Origin of the sequence: Brevibacillus halotolerans (assembly GCF_026891775.1) — a bacterium.
GTDB classification, from domain to species: Bacteria; Bacillota; Bacilli; order Brevibacillales; family Brevibacillaceae; genus Brevibacillus_B; species Brevibacillus_B halotolerans.
In genome coordinates this window covers 406584-425370 of record NZ_JAPTNK010000002.1, presented here as the reverse complement: position 1 = coordinate 425370, position 18787 = coordinate 406584, and the positions used below count along the sequence as shown (strand labels likewise).

Sequence of the window (18787 nt, the reverse complement as noted above, 5' to 3'; positions counted from 1 at the left end):
ACCGCCCTCATAGGAGAGCGGTTCACATCGAGCTCAGTCATTTTGGGGTACTAGCGGTACTGTTCTTTAACTCATCTACCTCCAATATAGAGTTAGATCATCAAAGCGAACCGGATACCACAATCTGGGTAATCATTTCATCGTCCACGGCACATCAACCTCCTATAAAGACTGTTGCGCGTTTCTAATTTGTGACCACCGAGCTCGATAAGTATAGTGTAGCCACAATGAACATTTCTATACATAGCTTATCCATTTTTTCTAAACTCGCTCGCTGAAACACCATATTGTTGCTTCCAAGCACGTTGAAACGAGCTGAGGCTACCAAATCCAGCCTCATATGCAATTCGAGTGATATCCCAATCCGTTGAACGTAGTAAATAGGCTGCCTCTTTTATTCGTAAATGTTGCAGGTATTGTCCGGGTGTCATTTTTTTATTCTTTTTAAACTGATGAATAAAATGATATTTGCTACTGCCGGCAATGCCTGCTATTTCTTCAAGTGTTACGGGATGTTTAAATGCTTCATGCATATAGTCAACTGCTCTTTTGATTCCCGGATATTCATACAAAGAGGTTACCTCAAGCTCCGTGTATGTATTGTTTTTTGAATGAAGGGTAAGAAAGAGTCTAGCTATCTCCCACTCCAGTTCCGTTTGAAGCAATTCATCCATCGGCTCAAACACCGATCGCTGAAAGGCACGTTGTACGGTTTGTTGAAATAAGGGGACAACCTTCGTAGATAAGCTTGTATATTCAAGTGCATGTCTTGCTCTTACGGGCTGTTCATGTTCCCATACCTGTTGTAGAAAATTACGATGTAGGCCAACTAGCAAAATAGTAGCAGGGCCATATGTAGCCAGATGACGATGTTGTTCATCCGGTTGTACTAACAGTCTTTGCTTAGCTGCTACTCTTTGATATCGTTGATTCCATTGAATCTCTACCTCATTGTCCAGCGGCATGCTGACTTGCAGGTAATCGCCATGATCATGTAATTCATCACTTTCCCCCTGTTGTAAAGTAAACAATCGAAAACCACTGTTTTTCCATTCTAGAAGCATATCCATTTGTTTATATTTCCTCCACTACAAGAGCTAATAAGAATTTCTAACGTGCCCAATATTCTGATTTTAAAGGACCTTTATATGAGCAGGAATACGACATTATCAATAGGAAATACATACATTTTTACACATTAGTCTAACATAATCAGAAGAATAAAAAGCGGTGATCCATTTATATGCCTAGTTTATTTGTTTTTCTATTGATATTTTTTAGCAAAATCTTTATTGTACTCTTTTTAATTATCATTAAAATATACACTTCTCTCTTTTTATAGAAATAACGCCCTCTTTTCGTTTCATTTTGTATTTTTCGCCACTGGTATATACCCTTCCCCATCTATAAGAGTCACCATATAATGCAAAAGATCTACTAAATTTATTAATGAAAGCGGTGATTTATTTGCCCTTTGGCAACAAAATTGTGAATGGAAATTTTGAGACAGGCAGCTTAGTCCCATGGAATTTTTCAAATGTAGCAATTAGTAATTTTCGGAGTCACACAGGGCTTTTTAGTGCACAAATGTTTGGAGATACTACAAATAGTGTATTATTTCAGACTGTTGCTGTCACACCCGGAGATAGTTTTGAATTTTTTCTATCGATCGGAAAAATAGGAAATTTGCCAAGTCCACAAGTAAATATTGCTGTGATTTATTTAAATGCCGCTTTTACTCCTGTAAGTATCGGAATCAATATTATACTTCCGGTAGGTCAACTTCCTAATAACCTGAATAATAACTGGTCTACCATCTACGAAATATCCTCTGTTGTACCTGCAACAGCTACTCAAGCAATGATTATTATTCATAAAATCCCTGCTCCATCAACTGCAGACATAGTCGTTGATGATATTGTTTTAGTACAAACTGTGGCAGGGACAATAGGAGGTACGGGGCCTACTGGTGCTACTGGGGACACTGGCGCTACTGGCGTTACTGGACCTACTGGTGCTACTGGCATTACCGGTGCTACTGGCATTACCGGTGCTACTGGTATTACCGGTGCTACTGGCATTACCGGTGCTACTGGTATTACTGGTGCTACTGGTATTACTGGCGCTACTGGTATTACTGGTGCTACTGGTAGTACTGGCGCTACTGGTAGTACTGGCGCTACTGGTAGTACTGGACCTACTGGTATTACTGGCGCTACCGGTGCTACTGGGGACACTGGCGCTACTGGTATTACTGGCGCTACTGGAGACACTGGCACCACTGGTTCTACCGGTGCTACTGGGGACACTGGCGCTACTGGTATTACTGGCGCTACTGGAGACACTGGCACCACTGGTTCTACTGGTTCTACCGGTGCTACTGGGGACACTGGCGCTACTGGCGCTACTGGCGTTACCGGTGCTACCGGTATTACTGGACCTACTGGTATTACTGGCGCTACTGGAGACACTGGCACCACTGGTTCTACCGGTGCTACTGGGGACACTGGCGCTACTGGCGCTACTGGCGCTACTGGCGTTACCGGTGCTACCGGTATTACTGGACCTACTGGTATTACTGGCGCTACTGGTATTACCGGACCTACTGGTATTACTGGCGCTACTGGTATTACTGGCGCTACTGGTATTACTGGCGCTACTGGCGTTACCGGACTTACCGGTATTACTGGCGCTACTGGTTCTACCGGCGCTACTGGAGACACTGGCACTACAGGTGCTACCGGCGCTACTGGGGACACTGGCACTACGGGTTCTACCGGTGCTACTGGGGACACTGGCGCTACTGGCATTACCGGACCTACTGGTTTTACTGGCGCTACTGGTTCTACCGGCGCTACTGGAGACACTGGCACCACTGGTTCTATCGGTGCTACTGGGGACACTGGCGCTACTGGCGTTACCGGTGCTACCGGTATTACTGGCGCTACTGGTTTTACTGGACCTACTGGTTTTACTGGCGCTACTGGTATTACCGGACCTACTGGTTTTACTGGCGCTACCGGACCTACCGGTATTACTGGCGCCACTGGTATTACTGGCACCACTGGTTCTACCGGCGCTACTGGGGACACTGGCGCTACTGGTTTTACTGGCGCCACTGGTATTACTGGCGCCACTGGTTCTACCGGCGCTACTGGGGACACTGGCACCACTGGTTCTACCGGTGCTACTGGGGACACTGGCGCTACTGGCATTACCGGACCTACCGGTTTTACTGGCGCTATTGGGGAAACTGGTCCTACGGGTTCTACCGGCGCTATCGGTATCACTGGTGCTACTGGTTCTACTGGCGTTACCGGACCTACCGGTTTTACTGGCCCTACTGGCGTTACCGGACCTACCGGTTTTACTGGTGCTACCGGTATTACTGGCGCTACTGGTATTACTGGCGCTACTGGTATTACCGGACCTACTGGTTTTACTGGCCCTACGGGTTCTACCGGCGCTACCGGTATCACTGGCGCTACTGGCATTACCGGACCTACTGGTTTTACTGGCCCTACGGGTTCTACCGGCGCTATCGGTATCACTGGTGCTACTGGTTCTACTGGCGTTACCGGACCTACCGGCATTACTGGCGCTACCGGGGATACTGGTCCTACGGGTTCTACCGGCGCTACCGGTATCACTGGCGCCACTGGTTCTACAGGTGTTACCGGACCTACCGGTTCTACTGGTAACACGGGAGCTACAGGACCTATCGGTTCCACTGGTAACACAGGACCCACCGGACCTATCGGTTCCACTGGTAACACGGGAGCTACAGGACCTATCGGTTCCACTGGTAACACGGGAGCTACAGGACCTACCGGTTCTACTGGTAACACAGGACCTACTGGACCTACCGGTTCTACTGGTAACACGGGAGCTACAGGACCTACCGGTTCTACTGGTAATACAGGACCCACCGGACCTATCGGTTCCACTGGTAACACGGGAGCTACAGGACCTACCGGTTCTACTGGTAATACAGGACCTATCGGTTCCACTGGTAACACAGGACCCACCGGACCTATCGGTTCCACTGGTAACACGGGAGCTACAGGACCTACCGGTTCTACTGGTAACACAGGACCTACTGGACCTATCGGTTCTACTGGTAACACGGGAGCTACAGGACCTACCGGTTCTACTGGTAATACAGGACCCACCGGACCTACCGGTTCCACTGGTAACACGGGAGCTACAGGACCTACCGGTTCCACTGGTAACACGGGAGCTACCGGTTCTACTGGTAATACAGGACCCACCGGACCTACCGGTTCCACTGGTAACACGGGAGCTACAGGACCTACCGGTTCCACTGGTAACACGGGAGCTACAGGACCTACCGGTTCCACTGGTAACACAGGACCCACCGGACCTATCGGTTCCACTGGTAACACGGGAGCTACAGGACTTACTGGTTCCACTGGTAACACGGGAGCTACTGGACTTACTGGTTCCACAGGTAGCACAGGACCTACCGGACCTACTGGTTCTTCTGGAAGCTTTTTAAATTTCCAAGTTTCCGAAAACGCACCTAATACCAGCGGCAGTTCCGCTATAGTAATAAGTACCACTCAAACCATATTAAAAACCATCACAGTAACAGGAAGTACAGCTACAAGCCGTATCTGGTTAACTGGAATAATTGGTTGGCAAAATGGATCAAGTAATCCAGTAGTCGAATTCCAAGTTCTTCAAGGAACAACAGTCATTTTTAGTATTAATGATCAAAGAACTGGAACAAATGCGTTTGGTTCTACGAGTATAAATCATGTTGATTTAGCCCCTGGAGTTGGTAATGTCACGTACACATTAGTGGCTCAAACTGTTGGTAGCGGCACAGTTACTGCTGTAGGGGGAATTACTTTTACCGGAGCTTTATTGTAGTCATATGTACTCTCTGTGGTCGCTCTTTATAAAGAGTGACCACTTCTTATTGCAAATAATCATTTCACTACGTCAAATATGAAACATCAATCCTGCCAATGAAAAATAAACAGTAAAATAAAGCATCGCAATTTATACTACATAACGCGCAATTTTTAGTGTGCGTAATTTCCGTATTCTTTTTATACTTAATTATGATACGTTAGCGCAAGAAATTTAGATGTAGCTAGCAGTTCTCGAAAGGAGTGAATAAATGTGCTTAGACAAACTAACGGTGCTTATGCCGCTGCAGGGCTTACGGAAGCCGAACTCATTCAAATAAAAGAGCTTCTACAGGTATGCAATACTCACGATAACATTCAGATAAAATTAAATCTGGATATGCTTACCTGTAGGCCCACTGACCAAATTCAAGATTTTTACTTTGCTATAGATAACCGAATCATTGGGTATCTTGCCTTGTACATTTTTAATACGCAAGAGGTAGAAATCAGCGGGATGGTAGATCCAGCGTATAGACGTAATGGCATATTTTCCTCTTTGCTTCGGCAAGCCTATCCTGAAATCGAACGTCGTCAATTACCCAAGCTAATATTTATGTCTCAGGAAAAATCAGATTCTGGCAAAGCATTTTTAGAATCACTCGGTAGCACTTATTCCTTCTCAGAATACTGGATGGAATTAGGAGCACCGCCTACAGAATTAATTGCACCTTCTCTTTCACTAAGAGAAGCAACGCAAGAAGATCTTCCCCTGCTTGTCCAAATTGATATGGAAGCCTTTGGAGCAACAAAAGAGGATGCAACCAGATATGCCTCAACAGGAGTTGAAGAACCTGATCGGCATCTTATCATGGCCTTTCATAACAGCGAATTTATAGGAAAAATCAATTATCAAAGAATTGAGAATATGGATTTTATTTACGGCTTTGCGGTCATGCCAGCCCAACAAGGAAAAGGTTTTGGGAGAGAAATATTGACAAGATTGGTGAACGACTTACTTCAAAAACAATCTCCTTCCATCGTCTTGGAGGTGGAAACGAAGAACAAAAGCGCGCTCACACTGTATAACCGTTGTGGTTTTAAAGAAGTAACTGCCAATGATTATTATATCCTGGCCACTTCGCAACTTGGGAGCCTATTTCGTCTTTCGGATAGAGAGGTAGGTGACCAGGAAATGTAAGATTCTACGAATAATCAGGAACGGCAACAGGATAGCTTCCTTTTGCTACCGTTACTTCTAATCCTTGCTTCTCGATTTGATCTCGTAACTCTTTTGGTGTTCCCTCATCAGTGATGAGTAAATGAAAGCTGTTGAGGGGACCTATTTTAGAAAAAGCATCATGTTCCATATTCTCATGAGACGCTAAAATGAAGCGACGTCGAGAAACCTCCAACACAGCGCGACTAAAACTAGCTTCCTCTGGGGTTGCAGTACTAACACCTTGCAAGCTAATGGCTCCTGCTGTCATAAAACACAGATCAATTGTAAATTGTTTTACCATTTCATTGGCAATAATATCGGAAATCATACCTGTTTTATTAACTTGTCCTCCGATAAGATAAACGTCAGTATTTTCAGATTCACGTAACTGTTCTGCGATTTTAACCGAGTTCGTCACCACTGTTATCGGCATATGTTGAGGTAAATATTTTATCATATGAAAATGCAGGTTCGTTCCACTTAAAAATATTGTATCGTGCTCTTGTATGTAGGATACGGCTGTTTTGGATATAGCAGTGATATGACTAGGTCCATCTTTTATACGTACCGCTGATGGTACAACAGGCTTTCGCACAGCTGATACAGGAATAGCTCCTCCATGAGTTTTTTTCAATAATCCCTGTTCTTCCATAATGGATAAATCTCTCCTGATGGAATCAATAGAAACATGAAATTGCTCCGCTAACTCCTTCACCAGCACTCGTTGTGCTTCGTGGAGTATCTCCAGAATCTTTCCTCTTCTCTCTTCAGCAAACATCTCATCGCCTGCCTTCACTATGTAATACTTCCATTTTATTCCGTTATCCGCAAAAAAGTCAATATTTACCTGCAAAAATCTTCTTGTTTATGCTTTTTTGGGCAAAAAAATCAGGATTCCCGAAGAAACCCTGATTTTCTTGTCTACAATTACATTTGTTGTGATTGGCTTTCCGACATCAAGGATACCGGACGTTGTGGTGTAAATGTAGAGATCGCATGCTTATAAACCAATTGTTGCTTGCCTTCTGTATCAATAACGATTGTGAAGTTGTCAAACGCCTTGATATAGCCTCTCAATTGGAATCCGTTTACCAAATATATGGTAACTGCGATATTTTCTTTTCGTAAATGGTTTAAGAACGTATCTTGAATATTGATCGTCTGTTTCATGGACAATACCCCCTAAAAGGACTTGTAAGTTATATATTCGGCGTGGAATGGAACTTTCCTTCCATCGCACTGGTAATTGTTTCAACCACTTGTTCATATGAATCGGATTCAGTCATATCATACCATTCCAACTGAGGCATCCGCTTAAACCAAGTTAACTGACGCTTAGCAAAATGCCTTGTTCTTTGCTTAATGTCAGCTATTGCCTTATCTAACGTGATCTCTCCATATAGATAAGGAATGAGTTCCTTGTAGCCCAGCCCCTGCATGGCAACCAGATCAGCAGAATACCCTTGATCTAGCAACCTGCGAACTTCTTCTACCAATCCAGCCTCAATCATTAAATCGACTCGTTGATTTACTCTTTCGTAGAGCTTCGCCCGATCCATTGTTAAGCCTATAATTTTCAAGTTGTAAGGCGAATAAGCGGCCTGATTTTGAAAATCAGACATACGTTTTCCAGTCAATTCGTATATCTCAATTGCACGTATAACCCGGCGAACATCATTTGGATGTAAGCGATCTGCTGTAATAGGATCATGCTCGCGTAGGCGTCTGTGAAGAGCTTCTACTCCTTCCACATCGGCAAATCGTTGCAATCTCTCTCGCAATTCCTCGTCCTGATCCGCCTCAGAGAATTGATAAGCATGAGTAACCGATTGTATGTAAAGTCCTGTTCCACCCACGATAATAGGCAGATGATTACGCTGATTAATTTGGGTGATTAGCTGTTGGGCCTGCTGCTGAAAGATAGCCACAGAGTATTCCTCATCTGGATTCATGATATCAATCAGATGATGGGGAACAATGGACCGCTCTTCCTCGGTAGCTTTAGCCGTACCTATATCCATGCCACGATAAACCTGCATAGAATCACCAGAGATGATCTCTCCATTAAACTGTTGTGCTAATCGAAGGCTAAGAGCAGTCTTGCCTACTGCCGTAGGGCCTGCAATTACCACTAAATTCTCTTTTTGCCTCATCTCTCACTCCCCTCCAATGCTTCCATATAACTATAAATCACTTGATGTTCACGTTTTCGATAAGGTGTAAAGCCCAATTGCTCGTGCAAGGTACCTGTTGTACCCTCTTTTAAAACGACTCGTCGTTTAGCTACCCGGCGAGCTTGAGCAATCGTTTCCTCCGTCAACACCTTATCATTAGCCAATTGACGCAAGGTAGAAATACCATGTGACTCGAAGACAGCTTGTTGGAACATAGGATCAAAATAAACTACATCAAATGAGTTATCGGGCAATGCTTGAAGCTTGTCAAGGTGATCAACCTGTTCCACCTGTACACGCCGCATCGCTTCGATTAAAGCTGGTGATCCCGTATCCCAATGAGTAAGACCGTCTCGGACAAGTCTCGCAATCATAGGCTCCGATTCAATTCCAACCACTTGCCCTGTTCCACCTGTGGCATAGGCAAATACGATCGCATCTGCCGCCAATCCCATCGTAGCATCAAGCACCTTATCACCTGGTGAAATTTGGCAAACAGAAAGCATAGTATCATTATCGCCGCGTTCTAGCCTCTTTATACGGAAAGACGCTGTATTGGGATGAAAAAAGAAAGCCTGTTGACCCCTCCGTTCCAACCTAGCTCCCTTAGCAGTTACAATTAAAATATCATTCGCCTGGTATTTATCTCTGAGCTTTTCAATCGAAAGCTCTCCACGTGAAACTAGTGGAGCGGAAAAGATAGTAGCCAGTTCCTGCGCATGAGCCAAAACAGACGCCCTTGGCTCATTTCCTGTTGTTACAATCATTTTATCACTCGTTTCCTACTCATACTAAATCCGATCAAATTTGATTCCTATCTCTATGTATGTCTGCCTTGGTTGCTATCCTATTATACTAACAAAAGAAAGCTGTCAACAGCAACGAATTTTGATTAGCAATAAGCTTAAAATCAAGGTTATTCACGATGTTGCCTCTTTTCCCCTAATCAGCTTCATTATCCATAAAAAGAAGAACATCCCGCCGCCTCGTAAGCATACGTTCGAGATGTTCCTCTATACTCATGCCAATGGATGATCAAATTATCTCTACATCACTCGTTTGATTAGTTGTGTTTCTATTAGTTAATTTGACCGCATTAACCGCTTTCTAATGCGATTCTTAACGAATATAGTTAACGTTCATTTATCTGATTTACTTAAGTGCGTTGTCAATTTGGTTGTCAATGTTGTCAGCCCTGTCTACTCTCAATACATCTTCTACAGGTATCCACCAAAAATCCTTATCATTCTTTAGCTTGATCCTCTTAAACAAGCGGATTCTATCACACCTTTACCCCCCTTTGTCTCTTTCCACCATAGTCAGGGCATAGTCATATGACGTAAGTCAGATATCATGTAGCAAAACTCGGCCAGCTCATCCTCTTCAATAATTGGTTTCTCGATTAGTTTCTTATCCCGTGAAGCTGACGTACCATTTCTAGTATTACGGTAAAAGTGAATCCAAAAATTTAGTAATCTATCATCTTTTTATATATACATTTTTTTACTAAAAAAATGTATTTTTTATTTAATTCTAAATATTTCTATATAATCTTCCGATATATTATTTGGGTATATTTGTATATCCACTATTATTTTAGAAAATATTAAGAGGATGACTATGATATCAGTTTCTAGTGCTTCAAATTCTTACAGGCAAAATATGAACGGCGCAAGAGAAGTAATGGCTTTAAGAAATCAACAGGAGCAACGTCAGAATGATCATCTGCAAGGTAATATTCAAAATGATAGGGTACAAATATCAAAAGAAGGTAAACAATTATATCTAGCTAGCGCTTCAGCTCGTTCTAATTCATGGTGGGATGATTTAAAAGATACGACCTCTGATTGGATTGATTCTAGTAAGAGATGGCTAGTTGATGCTGGTAATTTTTTATTAGACGCTGCCAAAGCAGGACTGGACTTCTTAATTTTAGATGATGTAAAAACAATTTTTGACCCAAAAGCTAGTGATGCAGAGAAAGGATTCGCAATTCTCTCTTTATTCCCTGCAGGAAAAGGTGCAAAGGCCGGTAAGAAAGAATATAATCTTTTAAAAGAGCATGGTGATGATATAGCTAGTTTTGCTCATAAGGTTTTAAATGGCCGAAAGAAAATCGGAAAATATTATGTTAATTCGAGAATCGATGAAGATTCTTTTCTTATACGCGAAACTGAAAAAGCAATGAAAGATAAGAAGCTTCAAGCTGAAGAAAATCATTTACTCAATGAGTATTTAAAAGGAAATAGTAATCCTGGTTCAGGGAACAACTATCTTTTTAATGGGGTTTTTGAGCTTCGTTCAAAAAATGGAGCTAGAGTATATCTAAGAACTGAAGGAGATACCGTTGAAATACTGGCAAAGTCAGATAAAAAAAATCAATCTAAAGTTATTGAACGTCTAGAAGAAATATACGGAAAAAAAATAAAATAACACAATCATAAGGAGAAAATATGAAACATGTAGTAAAAGAAATATGGATCAATGTAGAGCAGTCAGAAGATAAAAATTACGACATTTACGATAACAATGTTGATGTAATGGTAACGTTATCAGACAACTCAAAGTGGGTCGTAACATTCTTCACCTATGAAAATATAAAGACACTCCAACAAAAAAATAAAAAAACTGGTGAGAATTTAAAAGGTGCTTATCTATGGGCAAGTGATATGATTTTGGTTGATAACGTTAGTAGAAAAAGAATAGAGGAAATAATAAACCATTTAATAAACGAGGATGACTTTAAATATATATTTGTCCATTGTGAAGATGATTGAATAAATTCAGACGTTAAACCAAGTGAGAGTAGGATTTATTTATTCTCTACCCTCACTACATCCTCAATAGGTATCCACCAAAAATCTTCATTATTCTTTAACACGCTCTTGCTCCATTTCGCCCAAATCCATAGGTTTTATTAAAATCAATCGAATGCACCTCCGAATCCTCTTACAATCACAGGCTCAGTTGCAACTCCTTTAACAAAAACAAAGCGTATACTAACGCCCCATTTTTCTGCTGTTTTTTCCTTGTTGGTGAAGATGAAGCCACGGTTGAATATAACATGGTTAGTTGCGTCTTCCACGTAGGCGACTCGTCAAATGCATTGTTACACACCTCGATTTTATAATCTGCACCAGGAGAAACTGTCACATTCTGCATTTATCTCATTGAAAGATGAATGCTTTTTTTTGTACATAATAAATAAAAATTTTTGTCACAAAACATGTTTTTCCGGTTTCTCTATAATACAGGTATCAAATGAGAGTGAGGTTTTAACTGACATGTTAACGATAAAAAAGGAAGAACGGCCTGTTTCGGATGTGACATTTGAAGATTTGTTTAAACAATACTATGTGTACGTTGTGAAACAGATCGTATGGATTGTCAAAAATCAGCCTATTGCTGAAGAATTAGCACAAGAAGTTTTTTTACAACTACATCGCAACGATTGGAAAGAGATTAAAAGCTTATCTGGATGGCTTATAAAATCTTCTACTTATGTAGCGTATAACTATCTACGATCTGAAAAACGACATCAAGCGAAAATAGATAAATCTATACATTATCATGAAGTACAACATGTTTCATCGTTAGATGATGACTGGATCAGACAAGAAGAAATTACAAAGGTACAAATTGTACTCAGTAACATGAGTGAGCAAGATCGAACCATTTTATTAATGAAGTTTTCTGGTTTTCAATATAAAGAAATTGCAGAAGTGTTTCAAATTGACATATCTTCTATTGGAACTTTATTAGTACGAGCCAAACAAAAATTTCGTAAGATTTATCAACAATTAGAGGAGGCATAACAAATGAATTGTTATGATATGGGGTTTATACAAGCGTATATTGATGGGGAACTTCCTTATAATACAAGAAAAAAATTCACAAAACATCTAGATACATGTGAAGTATGTCAAAATTTATTGGCAGAAATCAGTAAATTAAGCCGTTGGGAAAATGTCATGTTAGAAGATGAAAGTATACATTCAACGCAAGACATTAAAATTGATGTCAATCAAGCTTGGAAAACATTTGAAAGTCGTTCAAAACGGGAGAATGTTTCTTATATAAATCAAAAAACACAACAGAGGAAGGGAATATTTACAAATATGAATAAAAAATCAAAACGTTTCATGTATACATCGGTAGCTGCAGCAGGACTTTTTACAATAGCGATGATTCCGCAAGTACGAGTGGTAGCTACGAATGTTGCTTCCTATTTTTCGAATGAAATATTAAATGATAAGGTTGTAAATGAAGGTATACAAGATGAAAATGGTGTTACACAAGACATGATGAAAAATGGGCAATTTATTCCGATTGATGAAAAAATTACAGATCAAGGCGTGACTGTACATTTTAAAGAATTATATGTTGCGGATTCACGTATATCTGTCCATTATAAAATTGAAAAAACAGATGGAAGTTTAGTACCGTTTGAATTTGACACAACAGGATTAAACCTTAAAAACGATGGAAAAATAAATGGCCAACAAGAAGAAAATCCTGAATATTATACGAAAGATGGTAGCTTCTCACAATCAGCATTTATTCAAGGTTCAGATGGTTTACCATTCAAATTAACTGCAGCAGGAAAAGAATTAACGCATGTAGGTATTCGTGATAAAGATAGACCAGAGGGTATCATTACATTTGTTGAAGGTCCTGAAGGGAAAGAATCCTTTAAACAACCACTTACATTAGATGTAAATATAAATAGAATTGGAAAAGTAGCTGGTTCTTGGAAAGGCCAAATTCATATTGATCCTCAAAATTGAAAAAGTAAAGTGAATGGAACATGAAAAAAGAATAGAACACTGTGTATCTAATACCGTGCTTATCTTCTTCCTTGTGTTATGATTAAGCAAGAAGAACAGCTTATAAATTGCCCTCCCACAAACCCTATACAATGAACATATAAAACATCTTTCAACCTTTTACGGAAATGGAAGGTGTTTTACATTAATCATTTGAAATTTTCCAGTGAACACCACACTATTCCTGCCCCAATAAAAAAATGGGAAAAGGTAGTTTTGGCTTTTTTATTAGATACTTTAGGTGGTTGGTCGCAAGATGCACTCCAAGATACTCATATAGGGTTTTGGGATTGGAAGGTTCGGGATTCTGATGACAAAGTGGATATTTATTATGTGACCGTTGTTCGTTATAAAGATAACACATTTAAAAAAGTTATAGATGTCCAATACTAAGAAGCTGATAGAGTACGTTATAAATAAAAATTAATTATAGGAGGGGGAGAGGTGATGTATTTTCCTCTACACCCTCCTATATATGAAAGAAGGAAAGTTTATTAAAGTAGAGAAATATTCGTGTTCCTATTTCATTGTTTCGGGTATAGTTGTTTTTATTGATCGTTTACTACGGAATTCGTTCGACAATATTTATGTTCTCTTGCTTATCGATTTAGTTTTGATATATTTATTGTTCAAATTAGCGGATAAATTCATCGCCCCATTCATTCAAAAAATTTGTACTAGATATCATATTCATGTGCTAGTCATATATATCGTTTATTTCCTGTTTTTTATTTTTGTTATGGCATAAAATCTAGTTATTGTAAGAGCGAACGTCCGAATCCCTTATATTCGGACATTTCTTTATTTGGATTCACCCCTTTCTAACTTTTATTCTGCGGCTCCTGTCTCACTTGCAACCCTTACCCGATCAGCCAGCTCCCGTTGCAACATGTCCAGCATGACCAGAAAAGCTTCACAAAGGTGTTTTCGCTTTATTTAATGAACACTGACCACATCTTCTACAGGTATCCACCAAAAATCCTCATGGTTCTTTAGCTTGATTTGTTTCAACGTTGAATCAAATTTATCTACCCATCTCCAAGCTGATTCTATCACGTCTCTGCCCTCTTCCTTCATTCCCATTTGATTATAGAAAGCCCATAGTCCCTGTAGATGGCTGATAAATTTCGTTCGCTACCTCTGATTACTGTTAATTCCTCCTTGTCATATTTATCTAGAACATACTCCTAAGAGGTTTACAACATGTTAATAGGAGACAATTCATTTCCTTTAGTTGAAAATGAAATCTCTAAAGAAAACAAAAAGGAATCAATATCAGACATTGCTTATAATCAAGAACCACCATCAGATAAGATTGACGTTTCGATCAGGTATAGGCGATGCTGGCTAAAAAGATGCTACTCGGATATTGCTACTACAACTCTAATCCTGTAAAAGCCAGAGGGTAAGAGGAAATAAAAAGGATTTGATTATCCCTATAGAAAACCATTTTGTAAAAATAAGGTAAATACAATATGATGTAAAGAGAGGAATTAAAATGAAAAAACATGCAAACTTGTAACCGCTCTATGCTTAACAGGATTCTTAGTAATTTCTCTCTCTTACAACTGAATTACTTAGTAAACGCGCTGGTACATAGCTAAGAAGATAGATAAAAACAAGACCAAAAAAGGTGTTTATATGGATTTTGGTTGGGATCGATTGACAACTAATATTTACGAGCGTTAACTTAACTGCATGAAAAGCCGCATACTTGCGGCTTTAGTTCATTTTAGGAGGTTGTTAGGATGAATGTAAACGTGATGAATATTGGTTTGTTTCTAGCCATTGTAATATTTTTAATTTCTTTATTTATTAAAAATAAAAAAAATCCCAAAAAATCATATGTTATAATCTACATACTCAACATTATTATTCTGTGTATTGTATTAGGTAACTATTTCTCCAATCCCCCTGGTGGAGCTGGTTCTATTGTTATACCTATCGTTTATATTCTGGTGATATTATTGAACCTCCAGCAAATTATACGAGGATTAAAAAATAATAACTTGAAATAATTTGTTCCTGATTATCAAACGTCCGAATGTGAGAATTCGGACGTTTGACGTTTTGCTGTATTAGCTATTATTTATTCTTTTTTCTTATAACATAAATTACTTATTCTGCAGCTCCTGTCCACTTGCATCCTTACCCGATCAGCCAGTTACCCAAGATATTTAGCCTGCTCTTTCATCCCCATTGCGTCACTAACTTTCCATTGTGTTTTCAATACTAAAATAATTATTCAGGCTTACGGGGTAGCATCACATCGCCTGAGCTTGATGACGAAGTAAATACTACCCCATGTATAAATAAAAACACCTTTGGAAAAGAAAAGGATGAAGTACTATATATAGGAGGCAGAAATGAAGAGGTCGTTCTTGTTATTGTCGATATTTACAGTACTATTGCTTGCATTAGTTGGAATCATGAAATTTCAAAGTGAAGCAGTCTCAAAACGCAACTCGGGAGTATCTCAAGAGCAAGGGCCTAAATGGGAGTCTGTCAAAAGAGTTTTTACCAAGGGGTCAATTCAAAATGATGTTTTTAGAGTAACGTTCCCTCGTACCGATTTGCAGATAAAAGTAGATGATGTTCAAATTGATCCAAATCTTGCTTTAACCTCTTATTTAGCTTTTAAGCAAGTTGGTAACCATTCTATGATGATGGGTGATCTTGTTCTCCTTGAAAAAGAAGTCAAACCTGTTGAAACAAAGTTAGCTGAGCTTGGAATTGAGATTACTGCTTTACACAACCATATCATCGAAGAAAATCCAAAAATCATGTATTTACATGTTGCTGGTCACGGTGATCCAGTTAATCTGGCTGAAAAAATGAAGGATGCTCTTTCCGTAACAGGCACTCCATTAGCCTCTACGCCACCTGAAAAATCACCGTCAACCTTTAACTGGTCTAAGGTTGAGGACACAATAGGGTGGAAAGGTGTACAAAGAGGAAAGGTGTTTCAATTCTCTATACCAAGACCGGAAAAAATAACGGAAAAAGGCGTAGGTATTCCACCGGCTATGGGTATAGCGATGCCCATAAACTTTCAATTGATTGGTGAGAAAGCAGCAACAACTGGTGATTTCGTTTTGCTTTCAAACGAAGTGAATCCCGTGGTTCGTGAATTAACGAAAAATGGGATTACCGTAACAGCGATACATAACCACATGTTGAATGAATCTCCTCGATTATTCTTCTTGCATTTCTGGGGAGTGGATGAACCCGAAAAGTTAGCTCGTGGTCTACGTGCGGCACTAAATCAAACCACAGTGGGAACACAAATAAAGTAGCCATAACGGAAATAGCCGGTTTCCTAAACATATAGGATTCCGGCATTTTTTTCGGACAAAAGGGCCTTAGTGTTTATTTTATCGTTTTGAAGGTGATCCTTTTTCTTTTTTTATGCTTACATCACTCGTTTAAACATTTTCTCTAAATCATAGGTTGAAAAATGAATAGCGATGGGTCTGCCATGCGGACAAGTGAATGGGCTCGTAGTTCGGCGAAGTTTGTTTAAAAGTGCCTCCATCTCAGCGTGGGTCAAATAACGATTCGCTTTTATAGAAGCTTTGCATGACATCATAATCGCAGCCTTTTCCCGCATTTTACTCACGTCAACCCGTTCATTTTCGCTCGCTTCTTGTACGAACTGAATCAGTTCGTTAATGACCTCCACTTCACTCCCCTGAGGGAACCACTGAGGATGAGCTCGAACAATAAACGTCCGGTTGCCAAACCATTCTATATCTAACCCAAAGGATTGCAGCAAATCAAGTCGCTCCAACAGTTTCGCTTCCTCCTGCATTGTACATTCGACTGTATGCGGAAATAGAAGCATCTGACTTGAAACCTTTTCCTCTTGCAGTTTTTGCATGAAGTACTCGTAAAAAATTCGTTCCTGAGCAGCATGCTGATCAATTAAATACATACCGGTGTCATTCTGAGCAATGATGTAAGTACCATGAACCTGACCTACTGGGTATAAGATTGGGACAGCATTTCCAGACTCATCTACGTAGGCAGCATCTTCATGGTTGCTTGCTTTTTGTATGGATGTATTCTCGGTATCTTCCTCAACTGCTGAGTTACTCATTTCACCTATATGCTCTGGTTGTTCTTCTCTATTTGAACCCAGCATATGAGAAGCTTCCTCGTGCGGTGTACTATTGTCGTCCTCGATAGCATCGCTCCAAAAGTCTTCCTCTGTATCGATACTCCTCCCTGAATCGGTAATATCATCTTTAGTTGGCGACTTTTCCAGCGCGTTAGCATCAATAGTATTTCCAGACTCATTTTGAGCAAAATGGTTACGAGAGCCTTCTGTGACAGACTGACTGGAATTGTGAGCAGGATAACTGGGCTTGCTGTTACCTGTGTACATCCAATTGCTCTCGCGTTGCTGATCTGACTGTATGTGAGCCTCTGCTTTCGACTCCTGATCTCCTTGCTGTCCAGATCCTTTTTTCGCCGTCAATTCAGAAGATGCAGGATCTGTGGATTGTTCTACGTAGGCTGACCGTTTTTCTCTAATCGGTACATCAAAAGCGGTCAGTAATCGATTCATCTGCTGTTGCTGTTCGTTTGAATGGTGTTCACCTAGATTAAACTGCGGCTGATACGGTTTTTCCAGCTTAATTTTGGGCTTACTGTTCGTTTGCATCGGCTGTACAATTCGTAAGCCTACGCGCAGTGCCTCTTTTACTGATTGTTCAACCGCTGCACACAATTCCTGTTCCTTACTAAAACGTACCTCTAATTTAGCCGGGTGAACATTTACATCAACCAAGATCGGGTCCATTTCAATATGCATAGCGACTATCGGAAAACGCCCAATTGGTAAAAAGGTATGATACCCTCGCATAATCGCTTGTGATAATGGATAATTGCGCACATAACGACCATTAACCAGCGTAGAGATGTAGGTACGATTCGCTCTCGTTACCTCTGTCTTAGATAGAAGTCCGCTCCAGCGAAAATCTAACGTCTCCCCTTCAAATGGCAATAATTGCTTTGCTACCTGAACCCCATAAATGGCCGCCATCACATGTAATAGTTTACCATCACCTGATGTTTGGAGAAGATTTTTTCCATTATGAGTCAACGTAAAAGCAATTTTTGGATAGGTAATCGCTAAACGGTTTACATAATCTGATACATGTCCTACTTCTGTCGAAATGGAGCGCATATATTTTAACCGAGCTGGTGTATTAAAAAATAAGTCACGTACAACAATTTCCGTTCCTTTTACCCTAGCCAAATCCTCAACGCTTTTCATGTCTCCACCGTCGATAACGACCTTAGTTCCTACTTGTCCGCTATCTTCAGCACTCATCAATTCAATTCGAGATACCGAGGCGATAGATGCCAAGGCTTCCCCGCGAAAACCAAGAGAACGAATATGAAATAAATCACGTGCCGAACGAATCTTGCTCGTAGCGTGCCGTTCAAAAGCTCGCAAACAATCTTCTCGATCCATTCCCACGCCATTATCAACGATGCGGATTAGCTGTAATCCGCCCTCCTCAATATGAATCTCTACTTGAGAGGTACCTGCATCAATAGCGTTTTCCACCAGCTCCTTCACCACGGAGGCTGGGCGTTCCACCACTTCACCAGCAGCAATCATATTGCTTACCTGCTCCGTAAGCACTTGAATTTTTCCCATGTTCCTCCTCCTTTTTT

General features: G+C 40.5%; 16 protein-coding genes and 1 pseudogene. 9 read left to right on the top strand and 8 right to left on the bottom strand.

Features of this window, described 5'->3' with window-relative positions; genetic code table 11:
* Window positions 1-248 precede the first annotated feature (248 nt).
* Window positions 249-1070 carry an AraC family transcriptional regulator gene (locus tag O0550_RS04925; protein ID WP_003335717.1) on the bottom strand — a complete coding sequence of 274 codons (822 nt, stop codon included), beginning with the start codon at window positions 1068-1070 and terminating at the stop codon, window positions 249-251.
* 379 nt (window positions 1071-1449) lie between these two features.
* On the opposite strand from O0550_RS04925, the gene O0550_RS04920 reads away from it, so the two are divergent.
* Both O0550_RS04920 and O0550_RS04915 read left to right on the top strand, forming a co-directional pair.
* Window positions 1450-4896 carry an NTTRR-F1 domain gene (locus O0550_RS04920; protein WP_258425715.1) on the top strand — a complete coding sequence of 1149 codons (3447 nt, stop codon included), beginning with the start codon at window positions 1450-1452 and terminating at the stop codon, window positions 4894-4896.
* A gap of 255 nt (window positions 4897-5151) precedes the next feature.
* A complete protein-coding gene (locus O0550_RS04915; RefSeq protein ID WP_258425714.1) occupies window positions 5152-6078 on the top strand; it encodes a GNAT family N-acetyltransferase in 927 nt (308 codons plus the stop codon).
* Window positions 6079-6082: 4 nt separating this feature from the next.
* On the opposite strand, the gene O0550_RS04910 is transcribed toward O0550_RS04915, so the two are convergent.
* From O0550_RS04910 to O0550_RS04890, 5 genes and pseudogenes are all read right to left on the bottom strand, one after another.
* Window positions 6083-6877, bottom strand: coding sequence for a DeoR/GlpR family DNA-binding transcription regulator (locus tag O0550_RS04910; protein ID WP_173645584.1), 795 nt, complete (start codon window positions 6875-6877; stop codon window positions 6083-6085).
* A 149-nt stretch (window positions 6878-7026) separates the two neighbouring features.
* Window positions 7027-7269 carry an RNA chaperone Hfq gene (hfq, locus tag O0550_RS04905; RefSeq protein WP_003337168.1) on the bottom strand — a complete coding sequence of 81 codons (243 nt, stop codon included), beginning with the start codon at window positions 7267-7269 and terminating at the stop codon, window positions 7027-7029.
* Window positions 7270-7298: 29 nt separating this feature from the next.
* Window positions 7299-8252 carry a tRNA (adenosine(37)-N6)-dimethylallyltransferase MiaA gene (gene miaA / locus O0550_RS04900; RefSeq protein WP_003337167.1) on the bottom strand — a complete coding sequence of 318 codons (954 nt, stop codon included), beginning with the start codon at window positions 8250-8252 and terminating at the stop codon, window positions 7299-7301.
* The gene (locus tag O0550_RS04895) at window positions 8249-9040 is read right to left on the bottom strand and encodes a class I SAM-dependent methyltransferase (RefSeq protein WP_003337166.1); all 792 of its coding nucleotides are present in this window, start codon (window positions 9038-9040) and stop codon (window positions 8249-8251) included. The genes miaA and O0550_RS04895 overlap by 4 nt, the downstream gene beginning before the upstream one ends.
* A 385-nt stretch (window positions 9041-9425) precedes the next feature.
* Window positions 9426-9708: pseudogene (locus tag O0550_RS04890) on the bottom strand (YolD-like family protein).
* 185 nt (window positions 9709-9893) lie between these two features.
* Here O0550_RS04890 and O0550_RS04885 point away from each other — a divergent pair.
* The gene (locus tag O0550_RS04885; protein ID WP_258425713.1) at window positions 9894-10706 is read left to right on the top strand and encodes a hypothetical protein; all 813 of its coding nucleotides are present in this window, start codon (window positions 9894-9896) and stop codon (window positions 10704-10706) included.
* A gap of 20 nt (window positions 10707-10726) precedes the next feature.
* A complete protein-coding gene (locus O0550_RS04880; RefSeq protein WP_258425712.1) occupies window positions 10727-11050 on the top strand; it encodes a hypothetical protein in 324 nt (107 codons plus the stop codon).
* Between the two features lie 146 nt (window positions 11051-11196).
* Here O0550_RS04880 and O0550_RS04875 read toward each other — a convergent pair whose 3' ends face one another.
* Window positions 11197-11358 (bottom strand): hypothetical protein, encoded by a 162-nt coding sequence (locus O0550_RS04875; RefSeq protein ID WP_258425711.1) that lies wholly within the window; start codon window positions 11356-11358, stop codon window positions 11197-11199.
* 199 nt (window positions 11359-11557) lie between these two features.
* Here O0550_RS04875 and O0550_RS04870 point away from each other — a divergent pair, with 199 nt between their 5' ends.
* The 5 genes from O0550_RS04870 to O0550_RS04850 all read left to right on the top strand — a co-directional run bounded on the left by O0550_RS04870 (window position 11558) and on the right by O0550_RS04850 (window position 16395).
* Window positions 11558-12088 carry an RNA polymerase sigma factor SigX gene (locus O0550_RS04870; RefSeq protein WP_003346059.1) on the top strand — a complete coding sequence of 177 codons (531 nt, stop codon included), beginning with the start codon at window positions 11558-11560 and terminating at the stop codon, window positions 12086-12088.
* Window positions 12089-12091: 3 nt separating this feature from the next.
* A complete protein-coding gene (locus O0550_RS04865; protein ID WP_258425710.1) occupies window positions 12092-13060 on the top strand; it encodes a DUF4179 domain-containing protein in 969 nt (322 codons plus the stop codon).
* Window positions 13061-13252: 192 nt separating this feature from the next.
* Window positions 13253-13492: a hypothetical protein gene (locus O0550_RS04860; RefSeq protein WP_174888195.1), complete on the top strand. Its 240-nt coding sequence runs from the start codon at window positions 13253-13255 to the stop codon at window positions 13490-13492.
* A 1355-nt stretch (window positions 13493-14847) separates the two neighbouring features.
* Window positions 14848-15117, top strand: coding sequence for a hypothetical protein (locus O0550_RS04855; protein ID WP_035319337.1), 270 nt, complete (start codon window positions 14848-14850; stop codon window positions 15115-15117).
* Between the two features lie 348 nt (window positions 15118-15465).
* Window positions 15466-16395 (top strand): DUF1259 domain-containing protein, encoded by a 930-nt coding sequence (locus O0550_RS04850; protein ID WP_258425709.1) that lies wholly within the window; start codon window positions 15466-15468, stop codon window positions 16393-16395.
* Window positions 16396-16511: 116 nt separating this feature from the next.
* Here the strand turns inward: O0550_RS04850 and mutL are convergent, their stop codons facing one another.
* Window positions 16512-18770: a DNA mismatch repair endonuclease MutL gene (mutL, locus tag O0550_RS04845; protein WP_258425708.1), complete on the bottom strand. Its 2259-nt coding sequence runs from the start codon at window positions 18768-18770 to the stop codon at window positions 16512-16514.
* Between the last annotated feature and the right edge of the window lie 17 nt (window positions 18771-18787).